This is a genomic window from Massilia haematophila, from assembly GCF_042647645.1.
Lineage (GTDB): Bacteria > Pseudomonadota > Gammaproteobacteria > Burkholderiales > Burkholderiaceae_D > Telluria > Telluria haematophila.
This window is the reverse complement of the sequence record NZ_JBHRVV010000001.1, coordinates 3,081,525-3,102,578: the sequence shown is the minus strand read 5'-3', so window position 1 is coordinate 3,102,578 and position 21,054 is coordinate 3,081,525. Positions and strand designations below refer to the sequence as shown.

Sequence of the window (21,054 nt, the reverse complement as noted above, 5' to 3'; positions counted from 1 at the left end):
TTGCGAAGCAAGGTCTATGAAAATATCTCTCAACGTATCATTGTTCAGCTATCTCGATCGACCTATCTACGATGTGGATATGAATGGCACTGACTTTATGGCAGCAATGGAGTATTCTTTTTACGGCTCCAACGCAGTAATGATGATGCAGTCTATAACTTTGGGGCCGCAACTGGTCACGTGGCGCATGGGAGGTCCAGAAGGGGCGGCAGGAAACGGCGAAATCGTTAGGGCAAGAAACATTCCTACGCTAGATGAAATAAGCAAGGATATCAAATGGTTGGCATTGCATATTTACGATGACAACACAGTCGAGATCAAGCTCAGCAAGGGTAGCAAGGATGAGTTGCAGACCATTCGCGGCAGACAAATAATTGAGGAATGGGAGAGGAAGCATGGCAAGTGAATGCGTACAGGCATGCTGCTCCGCAAACCGCGATGTACCAGATGCCCCCCCCGAAACCGTATCAGGACTGCAGGGAAGTGATTCATGTCGCTATTTTCTTCGACGGTACCGGAAATAATGATGAGATCGATGGTGTAACTAAAAAGTGGAGCAATGTTGCACGCCTGTATCTGGCAGCAAAACTGGCGGCGCAGTCTGTAGGAGCGGCACGAATTATCCCATTTACGTAGCAGGTGTCGGAACAAAATTCAACGGCAGGGCTTCGGACCGGATGGCTGCAGCATCGGCATGGATTGAGGATGGTTTCCCTGGGGCTGGCTCTGGTGCGGGAGGGAGTCGACGTATGGCTTACGCCGGCGATATGGTGAACGAACAGCTGCGTGCAGCGTTAATCGCTAATGCTTCATTGCTTGGCGGTCATGTTGCAAAGTATGCTGATGAGAATAAGCAGAAGAGTTTCAACGACTTGAATACCGTCTTGGCAAGACATAGACTCGTTAAAGTCATTAATCTTTCCATTTTCGGCTTTTCACGTGGAGCAGCGCTCGCACGAGCGTTTTCAAACCTGTTCATAAAAAATGTGATTCAAGTAATGATTCCTTGGTATATCAGGGGGCTCCAGCTCGTATTAATTTCATGGGCGTGTTCGATACCGTAGCTTCGTTTGGCGTTCCGGCGCAAAATGCACGCACCCCCTTTACTGAGCGGGAACTCATCGTTTCAAGATTGGTCGAGAGATGCGCGCACTTTATTGCAGCGCACGAATTGAGGTTTTCCTTTCCCGTTGACTTGATTCAAAAGGATGGCAAGCTTGTTGGTAACTGGCTTGAGAAAGTGTATCCGGGCGTGCATTCGGATGTTGGAGGCGGGTATGAACCACATGAGCAGGGGGTGGATAATAATTACGCACGGATACCAATGCGTGACATGATGAAGGACGCGATACTACATGGCGCAAGAATATTAAGTTACGACGAGATCAAGAAGCGAGCTTATCCACTTTTTAAAGATCGCTTCGAGTGCCGCCCTGAAACCGAAAAAGCTTTTCGCTCTTACATGGCGGCATGCGCTGGCACTGGTGCGACGATTGAAGAGCAAGTAAAGGGACATTTGCGGCTCTATTACAGTGCTCATGGCACCATGCATCGAAAAGGAATAAGGAGCGTTGGCGAGCGTAGAAGGGATGCGAATAAGCTCAAATACATCTTCGGATCTAAGGGGATGGCCTTTGAGGTAAGCCTCTATCGGTCACTAGTAAAGGCGGGCCAGTGGCTGCGGCTTGAGGAAAGTACTGCCAGAGGGTTTGCGCAATATCTGGAGATTAAGGATTGGCAGCTTGACGCTTGGGACGCGAATTCGACACAAAGTACGATGGATTTTTTTTCGCACTATGTGCATGATTCCAAGGTTGACTTTATGGGAAATATTGAGCCTTTTACCTATTTTCGTCCACGTGGACTGGACGAGTCAACTATCAGTATTTGGGCTGAGGGTGGAAACTGGATTCAGAACAAGGTTGGGGCCGCTAATAATATGGTGAGGTCAGTAGCCCAGGCAGGGAAGGAAAGAGTAACAACGGTCGTTGATGGCACCGCTGCTATGGTCGGGCGTGCTGCAGATGCGGCTCAGCGTAGCGCGAGCGAGGCGGCTAAAGCGGTAAAGGATAGTGCTAGCAAGGCTGTTGCCAAGACAAGTAATGCATATGGCGCGGTTGCTGCGTCTGGTAAGCAAGTTGCCTCTACAGCCGGCAAGAAAGCTCACGCATTGGGAAGGGATGCGGAAGAGATCTATGAAAACGGTATTCGGTGGACTAGACGCGAGATCGAAAAAATTGCCGATTTTTTCGAGTGAAGGAAGGGGCGCCATGCCGGATGCATACTAAATATCCATATCCGGTTCGATATCTTAAAAAACAAAAAAGGCGTCACGATCACTCGTAACGCCTTCATTGCTACTACTAAATTCGTGGTAGGCCGTGCGGGATTCGAACCTGCGACCAACGGATTAAAAGTCCGCTGCTCTACCAGCTGAGCTAACGACCCGAAAGAGGCAGCATTATAGCCGGCGATTTCCGTTTGCGCTAGAGGTAACGTGCATCAACTTGCAGACGACAAGGCCGAGGTCACCTTCAGCACTTCTTCCGCCGTGGTCACGCCTTCCGCGATCTTCATCGCGCCGGCGATGCGCAGCGGCTTCATGCCGTCCGCCACGCTTTGCTGGCGCAGCGCCTGCAAATCGGCCGAGGCGCCGATCAGTTGCGTAAAGGCTTCCGACACGGTCAGCAATTCGTACAGCCCAGTGCGCCCGCGGTAGCCGGTCTGGCGGCATTCCGGACAGCCGATCGGACGATAGGCCGTCGCCGGCTTGGGAAGGTTCCAGGCGCCGGCGATGTTTTGCCAGACGTCGTCGCTCAGCTCGCCGTCCGGGGTTTTGCAGTCCGGGCACAGGGTGCGCACCAGGCGTTGCGCCATCACGCCGATCAGTGTCGCTTCCAGCAGGTAGTCGGGCACGCCCAGTTCGAGCAGGCGCATGATGGCCGACGGCGCGTCGTTGGTGTGCAGGGTCGACAGCACCAGGTGGCCGGTCAGCGCGGCCTGGATCGCCATTTCGGCCGTCGCCAGGTCGCGGATCTCGCCGACCATGATGATGTCCGGATCCTGGCGCATCAGGGCGCGCACGCCGTCGGCAAAGGAGAGGTCGATGCCGGGCTGGACCTGCATCTGGTTGAACGAGGCCTCGACCATCTCGATCGGGTCTTCCACCGTGCAGACGTTGACCTCGTTGGTCGCCAGCGCTTTCAGGGTCGTGTACAGCGTGGTGGTCTTGCCCGAGCCGGTGGGGCCGGTGACCAGGATGATGCCGTGCGGGCGGCTGGTGAGCGCGTCCCAGCGCCGCGCGTCCTCCGGTGGGAAGCCCAGTTCGGGCAGGGTCTTGACCACCACTTCCGGGTCGAAGATGCGCATCACCAGCTTTTCGCCGAAGGCGGTCGGCATGGTCGACAGGCGCAGTTCGACTTCCTGGCCGGTGTTGGTGCGGGTCTTGATGCGGCCGTCCTGCGGGCGGCGCTTCTCGATCACGTCCATCCGCCCCAACAACTTGATGCGCGCGGTCATGGCCAGCATCACCGCCGCCGGCACCTGGTAGACCTGGTGCAGCACGCCGTCGATGCGGAAACGGATTACGGCGAATTCGCGCTTGGGTTCCAGGTGGATGTCCGATGCGCGCTGCTCGAAGGCGTAGCCCCACAGCCAGTCGACGATGTTGACGATGTGCTGGTCGTTGGCGTCGAACTGTTTATTTGCCTTGCCCAGCTCGACCAGCTGCTCGAAGTTGTTGCGCAGCGCGAGGTCCTGGGCGTTGGTCTTGCTGGCGTCGCGGATCGACTTGGCCAGGCTGAAGAACTGCGAGATGTACTGGGCGATGTCGAGCGGATTGGCCAGCACCAGCTCGACCCGGCGCCGCGACACCTTGGCGATCTCGGCTTCCCACTCGGTCGCGAACGGATCGGCGGTGGCCACCGTCAGCGTGGTCGCGCTGATGTCGACCGGCAGGATGTTGAAGCGCGCCGCGTAGCTGGCCGACATCACGTCGGCCACCCGGGTGAAGTCGATCTTCAAGGGATCGATGCGGATGAAGGGCAGGCCGACCTTGGCCGCGCACCGCTCGCTCAGCACGTCGAGCGTGAGCAGGCGGTGCGGCGGCTGGTTCGACAGCAGCTTGCATTGCGCGACCGCCGTGAGCGGATGCATGGAGCCGGCCGCGTTCTTCAGGATGCCCTGGGCTTGCGCGAAATGGAGCTTGACCTTGTCCTTCTCGACGATGCCGTCGGCCAGCAGCCAGGAGAAGATCGCCTGCAGGTCCAGGCGCCGCGGACGCTGGGGCGTGCGGGGGAGGGAAGTCGTCTGCGGTGCGTTGGCGGTCATGATTCCCTCGTCAGTAAGCGCTGGTCAGCGCGCGGCTTCGATGCCCGCCGCGATCCCCTTGACCCAGGACTTCGCGGGCAGCTTGGTGGCGGCCACGATCTGGGCCGCGCGTTCGGCCAGGGCCGCGTTGTCGAGCTGGGGCCTGGTCTTGAAGCACAGCGCGACGACGTTACCGTCGTGGACTTCGGGCAGGCAGATCACGTAGTCGAAGGCGAACTTCATCGCCTTGATGTTCTTGTTGAAGCTCGGGTGGTCGCCGAACAGGTTGACCGTCATGATCCCGTGCGGCGCCAGGCAGGCGTTGCAGGCGCTGTAGAACTCGGGCGTGTCGAGCACCGGGCCCTTGGCGGTGGCGTCGTACAGGTCGCATTGCAGCACGTCGAAGGCGCCGTGGTTGTCCGGGTCTTCCACGAAGTCCATTGCGTCCATCTCGAGCACGTTCAGGCGCTCGTCCTCGGGCGGCAGCTTGAACATCGAATTACAAATGGCGATGACCGAGGGATTCAGTTCGACGGCGCTGACCTGCGCTTCGGGGAACTGGCGGTAGCAGTACTTGGTGAGCGTGGCCGCGCCCAGGCCAAGCTGGGCGATGCGGCGCGGCGACGCGATGAACAGCATCCAGGCCATCATCTGCTGGGCGTATTCCAGCTCGGGCCAGTCGGGCTTGCGGATGCGCATGGCGCCTTGCACCCATTCGGTGCCGAAGTGGAGATAGCGCACGCCGTCCTGTTCGGACAGCGTCACCGGCGCGAACTTTGGTTTGCGCGCGGGACGGCGCGAGGATTCGGCTTGTTCGATGGATTTACGTTTGATGAGCATAGGGCGACCTGTTGAATCGTCCTATTATCGGGGGAGGGGTTCCCGCTGCGCAAGCGTAATGGGAATGAGGTCGGCGCGGAGAAGGAGGGGGCGTTCTCCGAGCCGATAACAACTGTGGTGGGGACCTCGATAAACCTGCTGCGCGTCGGATTTTGGCGGGGGCGCCTAGCCCTGCGATGCTCACTGTACTGCTCGTACAGCGAGCATCATCGCCTTGGCGGCTCGGCCAAAACTCCTTCCGCTCGCTACGGTTTCTCGAGGTCCCGATACATCTCGACTCTTTAAGTCTTGATTGATTAATACTGCTCGTCCGGCTGGGCGGAGACGCGCAGGCGGATGCGGTTGCCGGGGTCGCGGCTCATGAAGGCGGTTTCGGTCTGGCCGCGGTATTCGTAGGTCACGTCGTAGCCGGTGGTGCGCGACTCGTAGGAGTCGATGGTGCGGCACTGGCGCACGGCCTGCTCCTGGACGCCCGGATTGTAGTTGCGGCCGTTGTTTTCGACGCGGTCGCCGACCATGGCGCCGGCGATGGCGCCGGCGGCGGCGGCGGCCACCTTGCCGTTACCGCTGCCGACCTGGCTGCCCAGCAGGGCGCCGGCGATGCCGCCGACCACCGAGCCGCCGCTGCCGCGCTGCTGCTGTACCGGCACCTGCACGTATTCGGTGCGGCATTCCTGGCGCGGCTGGCGGATCTGTTCGACGCGCGGCTGTACGCGCACCACGCGTCCGAAGTCTTCGAATTCGGCAGCCTGGGCGAGCGGCAAGGCGCACAGCCCCAGGGCGGAAATCAGTACTTTGCTAGTCATGTTCATCGTGAACCTCGTTCGTTCGGTGCTGTTGGCGGGGCGGGATTTGTTTTCATCCACGCTTGTATGTTAATCCTGTTGAGGCCGCAGAATCGATCTACGTGGCAACAAAATGTAACAGCGGAGGGCAGACTGGCGCGGTCCGTCCAGAATGGCAAAACGCGCAAAAAAGGGCGGATTAGGGTGAAAAAGCGGCAATTTTTTTCGAAATTGGACTATTCAGGTCACATTCGGGTTGCTTCGGTAACTACAAAACGTTACCCTTACACAAATTAGGGTTTATTGGCGCGTGGAAACGATTTAGGAGAGCAACGTTGCCGCCCGGGCGCGCATGGTGAGCGGGCACTGGCGATTCGAACCACACCACCAGGTCGACTTGAGGGAAAAATGAGTTTGTTGATGAGAGTGCCGTCCAATCTTGTGCAGTCGATTCGGGCCTATCGGGTGCCGGAACTGCAGGAAGAAGCGGCGCGCATGGGCCACCATTTCCTGTACGCGCACTGCGCCAACACGCTGACCAAGCAACAGGTGTGCGCCCGCATCGGCGAAAACTTCCACTTCACCAAACCCTGCAGCAAGAACTTCGACGCCCTGCGCAATTGCCTGACCGAGACGGTGTCCCAGGCCGGTCCCCAGCCCGGCTTCCTCGTCGTGCTGGAACAATTGCCGAACACGCAGAAATTCGATAAGGAAGCGCGCGAGACCCTGCTCGACGTGTTCCGCGACGCGGCCGAATTCTGGGCCGACAAGCGCGTGCCTTTCCGCGTATTCTATTCCTTCGAATAAAAGCAAGACCCGCTCCTGGCGTTGCCATACCACAGTTTGGCGTTGGCCATACGGTACAATGCGCGCTATGAAAAACATCGTGATCCTCATTTCCGGCCGCGGCAGCAACATGGAAGCGGTCGTGCGTGCAGCCCAGCGCGAGGGCTGGCCGGCGCGCGTGGCGGCAGTGATCAGCAACAAGCCTGACGCGAAAGGGCTGGCCTTCGCCGAGGCGCACGGGATCCCGACTGCTGTCGTCGTGAGCAAGGAATACCCGGACCGCGCCAGTTTCGACGCCGCCCTGCAGCGCGAGATCGACCGTTTCGCGCCCGACCTGGTCGTGCTGGCAGGATTCATGCGCATCCTGACGGCGCCTTTCGTCGCGCATTATGCGGGGCGCATGCTGAACATCCACCCTTCGCTGCTGCCGGCCTTTCCGGGCCTGGACACGCACAAGAAGGCCCTGGAGGCAGGCGTGCCCGAACACGGCGCGACGGTGCACTTCGTTACCGCCGAGCTGGACCACGGCCCGATGGTCGCCCAGGCGCGCGTTCCGGTGCTGCCCGGCGACACCGAGGACACCCTGGCCGCGCGCGTGCTGGCCGAGGAACACAAACTCTACCCCTACGCGGTGCGCCTGTTCGTCGAGGACAGGCTGAGCATCGAACAAGGCGACGTGCGCATCGCGCAGTTCGCCTGATTCACTACAGTATCTAATCAAGGAATTTCATGAGATTGCCACCAGCAATTCTCGGCAGCACCGAAGAAGTGCTGCGCGAGATCTTGCGCTTTACGGCCCCGGCCGACGTTACCCTGTCGCGCTACTTCAAGGATCACCAGCGCCTCGGTCCGCGCGAACGCGGCGTGATCGCCGAAGCGGTCTACGCCGTCCTGCGCAATAAAACCTTCTTCACCGAGTTCGGCGGCACCGGCGGCACCCCGTCGATGCGCCGCCTGGCCCTGCTGGGCCTGTCGGAAACCGTCGGCATCGATGCCCTCGGCGGCTTGACGGAAGACGAAACCGCCTTCCTCACCCGCATCAAGGAAATCGACCGCAGCCTGCTGCCGCCGCTGGCGCGCGCCAACCTGCCGCAGTGGCTGTACGACAAGCTGGTCGGCCAGTACGGCGAGCAGGAAGCCCAGGAGCTGGCCGCCGTGCTGAACACGCCGGCGCCGCTGGACCTGCGCGTGAACGCCATCAAGGCCAACCGCGACGAGGTGATCGCCAAGCTGGCCGAAGCGCCGATCATCGCCGAGCCGACGCCGTACTCGCCGCTCGGCCTGCGCGTCAAGAAGAAGCCGAACCTGCAGGGCCTGCCGCTGTTCAAGGAAGGCGCGATCGAGGTGCAGGACGAGGGCAGCCAGGTGCTGGCCCAGATCCTGGCTGCGCGCCGCGGCGAGATGGTCGTCGACTTCTGCGCCGGCGCCGGCGGCAAGACCCTGGCGCTGGGCGCGACCATGCGCAACACTGGCCGCCTGTACGCCTTCGACGTCTCGGAAAAGCGCCTGTCGAAGCTGAAGCCGCGCCTGGCCCGCAGTGGCCTGTCGAACGTGCATCCGGTCCTGATCGCGCACGAGCGCGATGCCAAGATCAAGCGCCTGGCCGGCAAGATCGACCGCGTGCTGGTCGACGCGCCATGCTCGGGCCTGGGTACGCTGCGCCGCAATCCGGACGTGAAATGGCGCCAGCCGGAAGGCGCCGTGGCCGAGATGCAGGAAAAGCAGGCCTCGATCCTGGACGGCGCCGCGCGCCTGCTGAAGGGCGGCGGCCGCCTGGTGTACGCCACCTGCTCGCTGCTGAACGAAGAGAACGACTTCATCGTCGAGCAGTTCCTGGCATCGCATCCGGACTTCGAACTGGTGCCGATGAGCAAGGTCCTGGCCGAGCAGAAGATCGACCTCGAGATGGACAAGTACCTCAAGCTGCTGCCGCACAAGCACCAGACCGACGGCTTCTTCGCCGCCGTGCTGGAGCGCAAGGCAGTGAGCGCCAAGGCGCCGAAGGCCGCCGAGGCTGACGCGGAGTAAGGCAAGACGTGCGCAACATGCCGCTGACCGACCTGCTGCAGGACCTGCTCGAGGACATCAGCAATCCTCGCATTCTGTGGCAGGCGCTGGCGATCGCGATCGCGGTCGCCGTCGGCATGCTGCTCGCGCGCATCATCCGGCGCAGCTGGCTGCACGAGGACACGAACGCCGGGGCGATCCGCCGCATCGGCGTCGAGGGCTTCGGCCGGGTGCTGGGGCCGCTGTTGATCACGGCCGGCGTCTGGCTGGCCATGGTGATCCTGGGCCGGCACCAGAACGTGCACCTGCTGCGCGTGGCCTTGCCGCTGTTCGCGTCGATGGCCTGGATCCGCATGGTGTTCTATCTGCTGCGGCGGGTCTTCGCCCGCCATGGCCAGCTCGGCACGGCCCTGCAGACCTTCGAGAAGGTACTGGCACTGGTGGTGTGGGTTGGGGTTGCTCTCTACCTGACCGGGCAATGGCCCGACATCATCGCCTTCCTCGACACGCATCAGGTGCCGCTTGGCGCGAAGCGGGCGTCGCTGCTGGCGATCCTGCAAGCCATCGTCTCCGTCGTCGTCCTGATGATGCTGGCCCTGTGGGCCGGCGCCGCGCTGGAAGAGCGCCTGATGCGCCTGGAGGGCATGCACACCTCGGTGCGCGTGGTGCTGGCGCGGCTGGGGCGCGCGATCCTGATCCTGGTGTCGGTGCTGGTCAGCCTGGGGCTGGTCGGCCTCGACCTGACCGTGCTGTCGGTGTTCGGCGGCGCGCTCGGCGTCGGCCTGGGTCTCGGCATGCAGCGTATCGCCAGCAACTACGTGTCCGGCTTCCTGATCCTGCTGGAACGCAGTTTGTCGATCGGCGACCCGATCACGGTGGACAAGTATTCGGGCCGGGTGGCGCGCATCAACACGCGCACCACGGTGCTGCAGGCGCTTGACGGCACCCAGACCCTGCTGCCGAACGAAATGCTGATCACCGGCGTGGTCCTGAACCAGGCGACAACCAACAAGGCGGTGCGCCTGAACACGAAGGTCACGGTCGCCTACGACAGCGACCTGAACGAAGTCATGGCCCTGCTGGCGCGCCAGGCCGACGCGGTCGAGCGCGTGATCGCGGAGCCGGCGCCTTCGGTGCAATTGAACGCCTTCGGTCCGCACGGCTACGAGCTGGAGCTGGGCTTTTCGATCATCGATCCGGAAAAGGGCAGCGGCGGCGTGATCTCGGCCGTGAACAAGAATATCTATGCGCTGGTGCATTCCGGCGCCATCCGACTGGGCCTTCCGCCACAAGCTTCCCCCGTTTGATGCATATTTCGCATCCCGGTGTCGCACATTTCGAATCAGGGTGGATTTATCTGCGCTGTTCGTGCCGTGCGTCATCGGAAAGTGCGTAGAATGCGGGGTTGATCGGCGGCGCGTTCGTGCCGCTACCGCGACCGTTTCCACAGAAAAACGGCGCCACACAGACAAGCAATCACTTTGGAGCACTAATGACCTTTAGCAACATCCTGCATTCCGCGCTGGAATTCATGTCCACCGGCCTTGTCGGCCTGAGCGCCTGGGAGGCCGTGGTGTACACGCTGGTGGTGACCCACATCACCATCGCAGCTGTCACCATCTACCTGCACCGCCACCAGGCCCACCGCGCACTGGAACTGCATGCGATCCCCAGCCACTTCTTCCGTTTCTGGCTGTGGCTGACGACGGGCCAGGTGACCAAGGAATGGGCGGCCATCCACCGCAAGCACCACGCCAAGTGCGACACCGAGGAAGATCCGCACAGCCCGCAGACCCGCGGCATCAAGAAAGTGCTGCTGGAAGGCGCCGAACTGTATCGCGCCGAGAGCAAGAACAAGGAAACGCTGGAAAAGTATGGCCACGGCACCCCGGACGACTGGATCGAGCGCAATGTCTACACCCGTTACAGCGCGGCCGGCGTGTCGGCGCTGCTGGTGATTAACTTCGTGCTGTTCGGCGTCATCGGCGTCAGCATCTGGGCGGTCCAGATGATGTGGATCCCGATTACTGCGGCCGGCATCATCAATGGCCTGGGCCACTGGTGGGGTTACCGCAACTACGACTGCAACGATGCGGCGACCAACATCTTCCCGTGGGGCATCCTGATCGGCGGCGAAGAGCTGCACAACAACCACCACACCTACGCCACCTCGGCCAAGCTGTCGAGCAAGTGGTACGAATTCGACCTCGGCTGGGCGTATATCCGCACCCTGGAAATGCTGGGCCTGGCGAAAGTGAAAAAGGTTGCCCCGAAGCCGAAGCTGGCCAAGGACAAGGCCGTCGCCGACCTGGAAACCCTGCAGTCGGTGATCACCAACCGCTACGACGTGATGGCGAAATACGCCAAGTCGGTCAAGGCCGCTTTCCACGAGGAATTCGAGCACCTGAAGCACAAGGCCGAGCTGGAAGCGCGCTTCCTGAAGAGCTCGCGCAAGCTGCTGCAGCGCGAGCCGGGCAAGCTGGAACTGTCGCAAAAGGAGCAGCTGATCGAGCTGTTCAAGCACAGCAAGGCGCTGGAGACCATGCACCAGATGCGCGTGGAACTGGGCGCGATCTGGGAACGTTCGCACTCGACCCGTGACCAGCTGCTGCAACAGTTGCAGGACTGGTGCGCCCGTGCCGAAGCGTCGGGCATCAAGTCGCTGCAGGAGTTCTCGCTGCGCCTGCGTAGCTACGCGTAAAAGGCCTCGTTGCCCATCTCAACGGCTCCTGCGGGAGCCGTTGTTGTTTGTTCTTCCGCCGTATCGTTCCAGGGGCAAGCCGGCCCGCACGACCAAGGCGTTTATTCTGTCGAAATTTCTTACAGTCATTGTTTTTAATTCATCTTCTGTTCCAGTAAGTAATTGATTCCAATAGTAAAGATTTATCTGGCACAAGTATTGCTTATTTAGCTAGGTCTGAACACTCCAAACCTTACTGTTAAAGAGCACACTATGAAACTTCTGAAGAAGCTGACTTGCGCTGCCGCCCTGGCCCTCTCGTTCAATGCTGCGCACGCTGGCGGCGTCGTGCTGAACGACTGGGTGTTCAACCCGAACGGTGGCGGTTTCGAAAGCGGCCAATCGGTTAATGAATACCTGGACGTGAACGGCAATGCCTTCATCCAGCTGACCCCGACCGGCAAGAATTCCTTCTCCTTCGTCGAGCACGCTGTCTTCAACATCACGCAGGCCGACGGTAATGGCGCGCTGTTCCCGCTGAACTACGCGGGCGGCAACATTTCGGCCGTCTTCGAAGCCCAGGGCACCGGTAACTTCAGCGGCGCCTTCAAGTTCACCGGCGGCACCATCCGCATGTACCAGAACCCGACCAACGGCCAGTACGGCACCACCGCGGGCGTGTACGGCGCCAACCTGGGCAACCTGATCGCCAGCTTCGACGTGCTGGCCGGCGGCGGCGGCCTGGTCGATGCAAGCGGGAGCCCGGTGAAGAATGGCCAGGTCAGCGTGCTGGCCTCGGCCAGCGTAGGCAGCTTGGCGGAAGGCTACTTCTTCCGTGAAAATGGCAAGGACCTGTCGAAGGAAGCCATCCTGTCGTTCGCCTTCACCAACGCCAACACCGTCGGTTCGCCGACCTCGCGTCTGGTGGATGAAGTCGCATGCGAATTCGCGGGCTTCAAGGGTCCGGGCTGTGCAGGCAAGAGCCCCTACAAGAACAAGCCAGGCCAGTACTTCTTCGTGTCGAACAACGGCCAGTTCAAGCTGGCCGAAGTGCCGGAGCCGGGCTCGCTGGCCCTGTTCGGCATCGCGATGCTGGGCGCCGGCATGGTTGCCCGCAAGCGCGCCAACAAGGCCTGATCGCAGCGCGACCGGCGACAATGAAGAAGAGCGGGCACTGCCCGCTCTTTTTTTTCGTCCCGCCCAAAGGGCGGGGTGGGCGGCAGGGCCGCGCGCATCGCACAAATAAAAAAGCCGCACACTTGCGTGGGCGGCTTTTCTGTCTACTGCACCAGATCGAATTACTTGATCTTGGTTTCCTTGTAGATCACGTGCTTGCGTGCCTTCGGGTCGAATTTGGTGATTTCCATCTTCGCCGGCATGGTGCGCTTGTTCTTGGTGGTGGTGTAGAAGTGACCCGTACCTGCGGTCGATTCCAGCTTGATTTTGTCGCGGCCAGTTTTTGCCATGATAGCTCCCTAATTAAACTTTTTCGCCACGAGCGCGCATGTCGGCCAGAACGGCGTCGATGCCCAGCTTGTCGATGACGCGCAGGCCGGCGTTGGACAAACGCAGGGAGACCCAGCGGTTTTCGGATTCCACGAAAATGCGACGGTTCTGCAGGTTAGGCAGGAAACGACGCTTCGTCTTGTTGTTAGCGTGGGAGACGTTGTTGCCAACCATCGGTCCCTTGCCAGTAACTTGGCAGACACGTGCCATAGTGCACTCCTTAGATAAACTTCCAAAATCGGAAAAACGAGAGTATAGCGTGAAAACCATCGCGGAATCAATCACTTGCGAAAAACAATTGTGTCTTAGATTGCTGCATAAATTTAACAATCGTAAAAACGACGCTAGCGCCTTGTTTTCACGCAGTTAACTGCAGGCTTCGTCATAACTGGCCGTGTTCGGCAAAGGAATGTACCTGTGTGCCGGCCACCACGAAATGGTCGAGCACGCGTACGTCGACCAGGGCCAGCGCCTGGGTCAGGGCGCGGGTCAGGCCCAGGTCCGCCTCGCTCGGCGCGCACTCGCCGGACGGGTGGTTATGGGCCAGCATCACGCCCGAGGCATTGCGCCGCAGCGCCGCCTTCACCACTTCGCGCGGATAGACGCTGGTGTGCGTGAGGGTGCCACGAAACATTTCCTGCGCATCGATCAGGCGGTTCTTGACGTCGACGAACAGCACCACGAAGGACTCGTAGGCCTGCAGGCCGAACTTGGCGCGCAAATAGTTTTTGACGACGTCGGGCGAGCACAGCGCCTGGCGGAAGAATTGCTCCGACACGGCGCGCCGCGACAGTTCCATGACGGCCTGCAGTTGCGCATACTTGGCCATGCCCAGGCCATGCACTTCCGAAAACTCCTGGGGCGTGGCATGCAGCAGGCGCTGGAGCGAGCCGAAGTGATCGAGCATGTGGCCGCCGAGTTCGACCGCGTTGCGCCCGCGCACGCCCACGCGCAGGAAGATGGCCAGCAGCTCGGCGTTCGAGAGGGCCGCCGCGCCTTCGCGCGCCAGCCGTTCGCGCGGCCGGTCCTGTTCCGGCCAGTCGTTGATACCCATGTTGCTCCTTGTCGTAGAGGGAAGGGCATGCGGCCGCGGCCGCATCGCCGCCACGCATTATGGGCAGACAAGGAAAGCCGGTTCTGATCTAGCGCGCATGTGCGCAGGCTGCGGCGCCAAGGCCTGGAGCGATCAGGACTGTCGTTCGAAACGCACTGGCGGCGCGGGCGCCCGCTTGCGGCGGATCACGACAGTGCCCGCCAGCTTGTCGTGCCAACCCTGCTTTTTCGGATCGATCGCGACCCACAGCAAGCCCAGGCCGAGCGGAATCGTCGAGACGTAGTAGCCGAGATAACGGCCGACCGACTGCCCGAGTGCGGGCTTGTTGCCGGTGCGGGCATCGACGACCTGGGCCGAGATCGCCATCTTGCCCGGCGTTGCGCCGCGCGCCACCCAGAACGCGATCACGGCGATGGCCGGCAGTACGTAGGAAATCAGGATGTCGGCCGGCCCCAGGAACAGGCTGTCGCTGTCCCAGTATCCCGGGCCGTACAGCATGAGGAGCAGCGGCAGCGTCAGGAAGAACATCAGCAGCGTATCGATCAGCGCAGCGCCGACGCGCGCCCAGAATCTCACATATTCGTATTGCGTGTCGTCGTCCACCGCACCGCTCCAGGAAAGGCGGCCGGACGGCCGCGCGGCAACGGTAGCACCTGGTGCGGCGCGACGCAAGACAAGATGGGTGCCGTGCCGCACGATCGTCGCGGGCGCCTGGTTCGCCCAGCGGTTTCTCACCGGGCCGAACGACCGCCATGCCGATGCGCCGACACGACAGACGGGCCCGAAACGATTTCTGGCAACCTCGCCGCTGCCGAAAAAAGCGGCGGCCGGCGGCGGGAAGGGCGGTGGTGGCTTACAATAGCGGTTTGCCTGCAACAGGCTTGCTTGCTACTCGAAACGAACATGTCCAACGCCTCTCCCGCCGTCGTCAACGAATCGTCCTACCTGACCCTGCATTACCGGCTCGCCATTGCCGGCGGTGCCGACCTGATCACCACTTTCACCGGGACGCCGGCCACGTTGCTGCTGGGCCAGGGCCAGCTGGCGCCTTTCCTCGAGCAGCGCCTGATCGGCCTGCCGGAAGGCGCCCACGAAACCTTCGCGCTGAGCGCGCAGGAAGCCTTCGGCGACCGCAACCCGGAACTGATCCAGCCGGTGTCGAAGGCGACGCTGGAAGAAAATTCGGTGCCGGATGCCGACTACAAGGTCGGTGAGCTGATCGAGTTCAACGCGCCGAAGGGCGGCCGCTTCGCCGGCGTGCTGCTGGAAATGCGCGAGGACAGCGCGCTGTTCGATTTCAACCATCCGCTGGCCGGCCAGGCCCTGCAATTCGAAGTGAAACTGATTTCGGTCCTGTAAAGGGAACACTATGGAAAACGAGATTCTGCTTGCCCAGCCGCGCGGCTTCTGCGCCGGCGTCGACCGTGCCATCGAAATCGTCGAGCGCGCATTGAACCAGTTCGGCGCGCCGATCTACGTGCGCCACGAGATCGTCCACAACGCCTACGTCGTGGCCGACCTGCGCAACAAAGGCGCGATCTTCATCGAGGAACTCGACGACGTCCCGGCCGGCAACACGCTGGTGTTCTCGGCCCACGGCGTCTCGAAGGCCGTGCGCGCCGAAGCCGAGGCGCGCGGCCTGAAGATCTTCGACGCCACCTGCCCGCTGGTCACCAAGGTCCACGTGGAAGTGTCGAAGATGCGCAAGCAGGGCGCCGAGATCATCATGATCGGCCACCAGGGTCACCCGGAAGTCGAAGGCACGATGGGACAGGCGGAAGAGGGCATGCACCTGGTCGAGACCGTCGAGGACGTCGAGACGCTGCAGGTCGCCAATCCCGAGCTGCTGGCCTACGTCTCGCAGACCACGCTGTCGGTGGACGACACGCTGGACATCATCGCCGCCCTGAAGAAGCGCTTCCCGAACATCATCGAACCGAAGAAGGGCGATATCTGCTACGCCACCACCAACCGCCAGGAAGCCGTGAAGTTCATGGCGCCGCAGGTGGAAGTCGTGGTCGTGGTCGGCAGCCCGAACAGCTCGAACTCGAACCGCCTGCGCGAAGTGGCCGAAAAGATGGGCACGCCGGCCTACATGATCGACGACGCCAGCAAGATCGACCCGGTCTGGATCGCCGGCAAGAAGCGCATCGGCGTCACCGCCGGCGCCTCGGCGCCCGAGGTGCTGGTGCAGGCCGTGATCGACCGCCTGAAGTCGCTCGGCGCGGCCAGCGTGCGCGCGCTCGAGGGCGTGGAAGAGAACGTGACCTTCCCGCTGCCGAAAGGCCTGGACGGCGTGCGCGCCGACGTCGCGTAAACCCTGCTGTTCTTTCGATAACAAAGGCGCGCCGCAACAATTTTTCCGTTGTTCGTTTCGCAAAAAGCTCGCTATGATGGCGACGCTCGGAATTTTTGTCTTGGCAACTGTTCTTCCGTGAAGGGAGACGGTCTGCGGTCGCGGTGAATGAAGGCTACATGGCATGCCGAAGGCAGTCCATCTGGCTTGACATGGCGTCAGCCACGCAGCGGCACTTCGGGGACCTCGAAGTGCCGTTTTTGTTATCGAAAGAAAGAGGCAGCGGAAACGATGGAGACTTTTGTCCAGCAGATACTTAACGGGCTGGTGCTAGGCAGTATGTATGCACTGGTCGCGCTCGGGTACACGATGGTCTACGGGGTGCTCAATCTCATTAACTTCGCCCACGGCGATGTCCTGATGATCGGCGCCATGGTCGGCCTGTCGATCCTGCAACTGCTCGACGCCCACTTTCCCGGCCTGCCGGGCTACCTGCAGCTGGCCCTTGCCATCCTCGGTGCGATACCCGTCGCCATGCTGGTCAACGTGCTGATCGAGCGCGTCGCCTACCGCCGCCTGCGCAACGCGCCGCGCCTGGCGCCCCTGATCACCGCGATCGGCGTCTCGATCCTGCTGCAGACCATCGTGATGGCGATGCCGTTCTGGGGCCGCAGCCCGCTGCCTTTCCCGCAACTGCTGTCGTCCGAGCCGATCATGATCGGCGGGGCGATGATTTCGCAGACCCAGGTGCTGCTGCTGTCGCTGGCCGCGCTCGCCATGGTTGCCCTGGTGCTTCTGGTTGAACGCACCAGGATGGGCCGGGCAATGCGTGCCGTCGCCGAGAACCCGCGCGTGGCCGGCCTGATGGGCGTCGACTCGAACCGCGTCATCGTCGCCACCTTCGCCATCGGCGCCGCCCTGGCGGCCGTGGCCGGCGTGATGTGGGGCGCCAACTACGCTTCGGTCACCTTCACCATGGGCGTGCTGCCGGGCCTGAAAGCGTTCTGCGCCGCGGTGCTGGGCGGGATCGGCAATATCTACGGCGCCATGATCGGCGGCCTGCTGCTGGGTATCATCGAAGCGCTCGGCGCCGGTTATATCGGCGAACTCACCGGCGGCTTCCTCGGCAGCCATTACCAGGACATCTTCGCCTTCGTGGTGCTGATCCTGGTGCTGACGGTGCGCCCGTCCGGCATCATGGGCGAACGCGTCGCCGACCGTGCGTAAGGAGCCGACATGTCCCTGCTGACTTTCGACCTCCAGCACCACCCACGCCAGGCCCGCATCAACATGCTCCTGCTGCTGGCCGTGATGCTCGCCTTTCCCTTCTTCGCCTCGCAGTACGGCAACTCCTGGGTCCGCATCATCGACCTGGCGCTGCTCTACATCATGCTGGCGCTGGGCCTGAACATCGTGGTCGGCTTCGCCGGCCTGCTCGACCTCGGCTACATCGCCTTTTTCGCGGTCGGCGCCTATCTCACCGGCCTGTTCGCCTCGCCCCAGTTCGCGGCCCTGCTCGAGTCGGTGGTCTACAACTATCCGGCGCTGGGCGAGTGGTTGGTGGCCGTGCTCGGCCCGGAAATCCAGCAGGAAGGCATCCACCTGTCGGTATGGGCGATCGTGCCGCTCGCGGCCCTCGTCGCGGCCCTGTTCGGCGCGCTGCTGGGCGCGCCGACCCTCAAATTGCGCGGCGACTACCTCGCCATCGTGACGCTCGGCTTCGGCGAGATCATCCGCATCTTCATGAACAACCTGATCGAGCCGATCAACATCACCAACGGGCCGCAGGGCATCAACATGATCGACCCGATCCGCTTCTTCGGCGTCTCGCTGGCGGGCGAGGCCGGGTCGCAGTCGACGGTCTACATCGGCGGCTACGGGATCCCGTCAGTGAACGCTTACTACTTCCTGTTCCTGGGCCTGTGCATCGCCACCATTTTTATGACCAGCCGCCTGCAGCATTCGCGCCTGGGCCGCGCCTGGGTCGCGATCCGCGAGGACGAGATCGCCGCCAAGGCGATGGGCATCAATACCCGCAACGTCAAGCTGCTGGCGTTCTCGATGGGCGCCTCCTTCGGCGGCGTGGCCGGCGCCATGTTCGCGGCCTTCCAGGGCTTCGTCTCGCCGGAATCGTTCGCGCTGACCGAATCGATCGCCGTGCTGGCGATGGTGGTGCTGGGCGGGATCGGCCACATCCCGGGCGTGGTGCTGGGCGGCGTTCTGCTGGCGGCCTTGCCGGAAATCCTGCGCCACGTGGTCGAGCCGGCCCAGGTCGCGCTGTTCGGCGAGAAAATCGTCGAGGCCGAGGTGCTGCGCCAGCTGCTCTACGGCCTGGCGCTGGTCGGCATCATGCTGGTGCGTCCGGCAGGCCTGTGGCCGTCGCCGAACAAGGAGGAGCGCCCGAACGCGGCCCTGGCGCGCGAGGATGAAGAGGAGGCCAAGGCATGAGCGACATCCTGTTGAACATCTCGGGCGTGAACAAGCGCTTCGGCGGCCTGCAGGCGCTGACCGACGTCGCCATCCGCATCGAGCGCGGCCAGATCGTCGGCCTGATCGGCCCGAACGGCGCCGGCAAGACCACCTTCTTCAACGTGATCACCGGGCTGTACCAGCCGGACAGCGGCACCTTCGAGCTGGCCGGCAAGCCGTATTCGCCCTCGGCGCCGCACGCGGTGGCCAAGGCGGGCATTGCGCGCACCTTCCAGAACATCCGCCTGTTCGGCGAGATGAGCGCGCTGGAGAACGTGATGGTCGGGCGCCACGTGCGCACCAGGCAGGGCGTGTTCGGCGCCATCTTCCGCCACAAGGCGGCGCGCGAGGAAGAGGCGGCGATCCGCGCCAAGGCCGAGGAGCTGCTCGACTTCGTCGGCATCGGCAAGTTCGCCCACCGCACCGCGAAATACCTGTCCTACGGCGACCAGCGGCGCCTGGAAATCGCCCGCGCGCTGGCCACCGAGCCGCAGCTGCTGGCGCTGGACGAGCCGGCGGCAGGCATGAACGCTACCGAGAAGCTGGCGCTGCGCGAACTGCTGGTGAAGATCAAATCGCAAGGCAAGACCGTGCTCCTGATCGAGCACGACGTGAAACTGATGATGGGCCTGTGCGACCGCATCACCGTGCTCGAATACGGCAAGCGCATCGCCGAAGGACCGCCGGCCGAGATCCAGAAGGATCCGGCGGTGATCGCGGCCTACCTGGGAGGTGCTCACTGATGAGCGACAACATCCTGAAGATCGAGGGCCTGCAGGTCGCCTACGGCGGCATCAAGGCGGTCAAGGGCGTCGACCTGGAAGTGAACCGGGGCGAGCTGGTCACCCTGATCGGCGCCAACGGCGCCGGCAAGACCACCACCCTGAAAGCGATTACCGGCACGCTGCCGACCGCAAAGGTCGAGGGCACGATTGCCTATCTCGGCGAGCCGTTGAAAGGACGCCAGTCCTTCCAGTTGGTGCAGCGCAAGCTGGCCATGGTGCCGGAAGGACGCGGGGTGTTCACCCGCATGTCGATCCACGAGAACCTGCTGATGGGCGCGTTTACGCGCAACGACAAGGCGGGCATCGAGGTTGACATCGAGAAGTGGTACGGGGTGTTCCCGCGCCTGAAGGAAAGGTCGAGCCAGCTGGCCGGCACCCTGTCGGGCGGCGAGCAGCAGATGCTGGCCATGGCGCGCGCCCTGATGTGCCATCCGACCCTGCTGCTGCTCGACGAGCCGTCGATGGGCCTGGCGCCGCTCATGGTCGAGAAGATCTTCGAGGTGATCCGCGACGTGTCGAAGCAGGGCATTACCATGCTGCTAGTCGAGCAGAATGCCAAGCTGGCGCTGCAGGCTGCGCACCGCGGCTATGTGATGGAATCGGGCTTGATCACGATGAGCGGCCCGGCCGGCGATATGCTGCACGATCCGCGCGTGCAGGCGGCGTATTTGGGAGAGTAGGGTGGGCGCCCCGTGCCCACGCTGGAAGCCTGCGTTGTGTTGGCGTTCATAAAGCGTTGCGTCTGCCCATCGTTCACGCGTGGGCACGGGGCGCCCACCCTACGAAAAAAGGGGCTGGCCGACGATGTCGGCCAGCCCCTTTTTACTCTTACTTAAGCAGGAAGCTTAGGCAGCGGCAGCCGAAGCGGCGTTGGCGGCAGCGGCCGGCGCCTTGGCGGCGACGTTCGAGAACTGCGACATGGCCGCGTTCATGTTGTTTTCCATGGCTTCGACCGCCTGCTTGGTGGTCTTGCTGAACTGCTCGTAGCCGGCGTTGGCGTTGCTGATCGCGGTCTTGACGGCGGCAACGAAGGTTTCCGAACCGGCCGGGGCGTTCTTGCTCACTTCGTCGACCAGGGCGATGACCTTGCGGTTGGCTTCGACGATCTGGCTTTCGGCGGCCTTCGAGAACTCGGCGCCGGTGCCGGTGGCGATCGAGGCCAGCTGGCGGCTGTACGACAGCGCCTTCTCGGCGGTCGGCTGGGCCTGGGAAGCGGACAGCTGGAAGAATTCCTGCGGGTCCTTGGCCGACAGCAGCTGGCGGGCGGCGGTCGAGTTGTCCGACAAGGTGGCGCGGGCGGTGGCGATGTTGAGTTCCACCAGTTTTTCCATGCTTTCGAAGGTCTTCGACGTCAGCGAGGACAGCAGGGCGAATTGCGATTCGAGGTTTGCTTTGGTGGCATTCGAGAACTGCTCAGGGATTGCAAACATGTGGTTCTCCAAACAAGACGTTATGTGGATGATGCTGCTGTGACCGGTGAAGCGGGAAGGCTGGCCGGTGCATCGAAGGTATTGTGCACCGCAACAGAGCGAATTTTT

The 21,054-nt window shown here is 62.2% G+C and carries 24 protein-coding genes and 1 tRNA gene; 16 read left to right on the top strand and 9 right to left on the bottom strand.

Annotation, left to right across the window (positions count from 1 at the left end; genetic code table 11):
• Nucleotides 1-16 precede the first annotated feature (16 nt).
• The 4 genes from ACFOPH_RS13840 to ACFOPH_RS13825 are packed head-to-tail and all read left to right on the top strand — an operon-like array spanning nt 17 to nt 2,257.
• The gene (locus ACFOPH_RS13840; protein WP_379735845.1) at nt 17-406 is read left to right on the top strand and encodes a hypothetical protein; all 390 of its coding nucleotides are present in this window, start codon (nt 17-19) and stop codon (nt 404-406) included.
• A gap of 32 nt (nt 407-438) precedes the next feature.
• Complete coding sequence (locus tag ACFOPH_RS13835) at nt 439-636, top strand: hypothetical protein (RefSeq protein ID WP_379735843.1); 198 nt, start codon at nt 439-441, stop codon at nt 634-636.
• Between the two features lie 41 nt (nt 637-677).
• The gene (locus ACFOPH_RS13830) at nt 678-1,064 is read left to right on the top strand and encodes a hypothetical protein (protein ID WP_379735841.1); all 387 of its coding nucleotides are present in this window, start codon (nt 678-680) and stop codon (nt 1,062-1,064) included.
• The gene (locus tag ACFOPH_RS13825) at nt 1,043-2,257 is read left to right on the top strand and encodes a phospholipase effector Tle1 domain-containing protein (protein ID WP_379735839.1); all 1,215 of its coding nucleotides are present in this window, start codon (nt 1,043-1,045) and stop codon (nt 2,255-2,257) included. Before ACFOPH_RS13830 ends, ACFOPH_RS13825 begins: the two co-directional genes overlap by 22 nt.
• Nucleotides 2,258-2,372: 115 nt before the next feature.
• Here the strand turns inward: ACFOPH_RS13825 and ACFOPH_RS13820 are convergent.
• The 4 genes from ACFOPH_RS13820 to ACFOPH_RS13805 all read right to left on the bottom strand — a co-directional run bounded on the left by ACFOPH_RS13820 (nt 2,373) and on the right by ACFOPH_RS13805 (nt 5,954).
• Nucleotides 2,373-2,448 (bottom strand) — tRNA-Lys (locus tag ACFOPH_RS13820).
• Between the two features lie 54 nt (nt 2,449-2,502).
• Nucleotides 2,503-4,329 carry a GspE/PulE family protein gene (locus tag ACFOPH_RS13815; protein ID WP_379735837.1) on the bottom strand — a complete coding sequence of 609 codons (1,827 nt, stop codon included), beginning with the start codon at nt 4,327-4,329 and terminating at the stop codon, nt 2,503-2,505.
• Nucleotides 4,330-4,353: 24 nt separating this feature from the next.
• Nucleotides 4,354-5,148 carry a spermine/spermidine synthase domain-containing protein gene (locus ACFOPH_RS13810; protein ID WP_312548074.1) on the bottom strand — a complete coding sequence of 265 codons (795 nt, stop codon included), beginning with the start codon at nt 5,146-5,148 and terminating at the stop codon, nt 4,354-4,356.
• Between the two features lie 296 nt (nt 5,149-5,444).
• Nucleotides 5,445-5,954 (bottom strand): glycine zipper 2TM domain-containing protein, encoded by a 510-nt coding sequence (locus ACFOPH_RS13805; RefSeq protein ID WP_379735835.1) that lies wholly within the window; start codon nt 5,952-5,954, stop codon nt 5,445-5,447.
• Between the two features lie 387 nt (nt 5,955-6,341).
• Between ACFOPH_RS13805 and ACFOPH_RS13800 the strand changes: the two genes are divergently transcribed.
• The 6 genes from ACFOPH_RS13800 (at nt 6,342) to pepA (ending at nt 12,543) form a co-directional block, all read left to right on the top strand.
• Entirely contained in the window at nt 6,342-6,740 is a 399-nt protein-coding gene (locus ACFOPH_RS13800) for a barstar family protein (protein ID WP_312548072.1), read from the top strand.
• Nucleotides 6,741-6,807: 67 nt separating this feature from the next.
• On the top strand, nt 6,808-7,419 hold the full coding sequence (purN, locus tag ACFOPH_RS13795; protein WP_312548070.1) for a phosphoribosylglycinamide formyltransferase: 612 nt from the start codon (nt 6,808-6,810) through the stop codon (nt 7,417-7,419).
• Between the two features lie 29 nt (nt 7,420-7,448).
• Nucleotides 7,449-8,747, top strand: coding sequence for an RsmB/NOP family class I SAM-dependent RNA methyltransferase (locus ACFOPH_RS13790; RefSeq protein WP_312548069.1), 1,299 nt, complete (start codon nt 7,449-7,451; stop codon nt 8,745-8,747).
• A gap of 17 nt (nt 8,748-8,764) precedes the next feature.
• Entirely contained in the window at nt 8,765-10,033 is a 1,269-nt protein-coding gene (locus ACFOPH_RS13785; protein WP_312548096.1) for a mechanosensitive ion channel family protein, read from the top strand.
• Between the two features lie 224 nt (nt 10,034-10,257).
• Complete coding sequence (locus ACFOPH_RS13780; protein ID WP_449288637.1) at nt 10,258-11,427, top strand: DesA family fatty acid desaturase; 1,170 nt, start codon at nt 10,258-10,260, stop codon at nt 11,425-11,427.
• Nucleotides 11,428-11,679: 252 nt separating this feature from the next.
• The gene (gene pepA / locus ACFOPH_RS13775) at nt 11,680-12,543 is read left to right on the top strand and encodes a flocculation-associated PEP-CTERM protein PepA (protein WP_379735830.1); all 864 of its coding nucleotides are present in this window, start codon (nt 11,680-11,682) and stop codon (nt 12,541-12,543) included.
• Nucleotides 12,544-12,704: 161 nt separating this feature from the next.
• Here the strand turns inward: pepA and rpmG are convergent, their stop codons facing one another.
• The 4 genes from rpmG to ACFOPH_RS13755 form a co-directional block, all read right to left on the bottom strand.
• The gene (rpmG, locus tag ACFOPH_RS13770; RefSeq protein WP_005665735.1) at nt 12,705-12,872 is read right to left on the bottom strand and encodes a 50S ribosomal protein L33; all 168 of its coding nucleotides are present in this window, start codon (nt 12,870-12,872) and stop codon (nt 12,705-12,707) included.
• A gap of 13 nt (nt 12,873-12,885) precedes the next feature.
• Nucleotides 12,886-13,122: a 50S ribosomal protein L28 gene (gene rpmB / locus ACFOPH_RS13765; RefSeq protein ID WP_312548065.1), complete on the bottom strand. Its 237-nt coding sequence runs from the start codon at nt 13,120-13,122 to the stop codon at nt 12,886-12,888.
• 172 nt (nt 13,123-13,294) lie between these two features.
• Nucleotides 13,295-13,966, bottom strand: a complete 672-nt coding sequence (radC, locus tag ACFOPH_RS13760; RefSeq protein WP_379735827.1) for a RadC family protein — start codon at nt 13,964-13,966, stop codon at nt 13,295-13,297.
• Nucleotides 13,967-14,098: 132 nt separating this feature from the next.
• Nucleotides 14,099-14,842, bottom strand: coding sequence for an RDD family protein (locus tag ACFOPH_RS13755; protein WP_379735825.1), 744 nt, complete (start codon nt 14,840-14,842; stop codon nt 14,099-14,101).
• Nucleotides 14,843-14,869: 27 nt separating this feature from the next.
• On the opposite strand from ACFOPH_RS13755, the gene ACFOPH_RS13750 reads away from it, so the two are divergent.
• The 6 genes from ACFOPH_RS13750 (at nt 14,870) to ACFOPH_RS13725 (ending at nt 20,196) form a co-directional block, all read left to right on the top strand.
• Complete coding sequence (locus ACFOPH_RS13750; protein WP_379735823.1) at nt 14,870-15,325, top strand: FKBP-type peptidyl-prolyl cis-trans isomerase; 456 nt, start codon at nt 14,870-14,872, stop codon at nt 15,323-15,325.
• Nucleotides 15,326-15,335: 10 nt separating this feature from the next.
• Nucleotides 15,336-16,283, top strand: a complete 948-nt coding sequence (gene ispH, locus ACFOPH_RS13745; RefSeq protein WP_312548058.1) for a 4-hydroxy-3-methylbut-2-enyl diphosphate reductase — start codon at nt 15,336-15,338, stop codon at nt 16,281-16,283.
• A 270-nt stretch (nt 16,284-16,553) separates the two neighbouring features.
• Nucleotides 16,554-17,489, top strand: a complete 936-nt coding sequence (locus tag ACFOPH_RS13740; protein WP_312548057.1) for a branched-chain amino acid ABC transporter permease — start codon at nt 16,554-16,556, stop codon at nt 17,487-17,489.
• 9 nt (nt 17,490-17,498) lie between these two features.
• Entirely contained in the window at nt 17,499-18,710 is a 1,212-nt protein-coding gene (locus tag ACFOPH_RS13735; RefSeq protein ID WP_312548055.1) for an ABC transporter permease subunit, read from the top strand.
• On the top strand, nt 18,707-19,474 hold the full coding sequence (locus ACFOPH_RS13730; RefSeq protein ID WP_312548054.1) for an ABC transporter ATP-binding protein: 768 nt from the start codon (nt 18,707-18,709) through the stop codon (nt 19,472-19,474). The genes ACFOPH_RS13735 and ACFOPH_RS13730 overlap by 4 nt, the downstream gene beginning before the upstream one ends.
• On the top strand, nt 19,474-20,196 hold the full coding sequence (locus tag ACFOPH_RS13725) for an ABC transporter ATP-binding protein (protein WP_379735820.1): 723 nt from the start codon (nt 19,474-19,476) through the stop codon (nt 20,194-20,196). The genes ACFOPH_RS13730 and ACFOPH_RS13725 overlap by 1 nt, the downstream gene beginning before the upstream one ends.
• Nucleotides 20,197-20,361: 165 nt before the next feature.
• On the opposite strand, the gene phaP is transcribed toward ACFOPH_RS13725, so the two are convergent.
• The gene (gene phaP / locus ACFOPH_RS13720) at nt 20,362-20,946 is read right to left on the bottom strand and encodes a TIGR01841 family phasin (protein WP_312548051.1); all 585 of its coding nucleotides are present in this window, start codon (nt 20,944-20,946) and stop codon (nt 20,362-20,364) included.
• Nucleotides 20,947-21,054 lie beyond the last annotated feature (108 nt).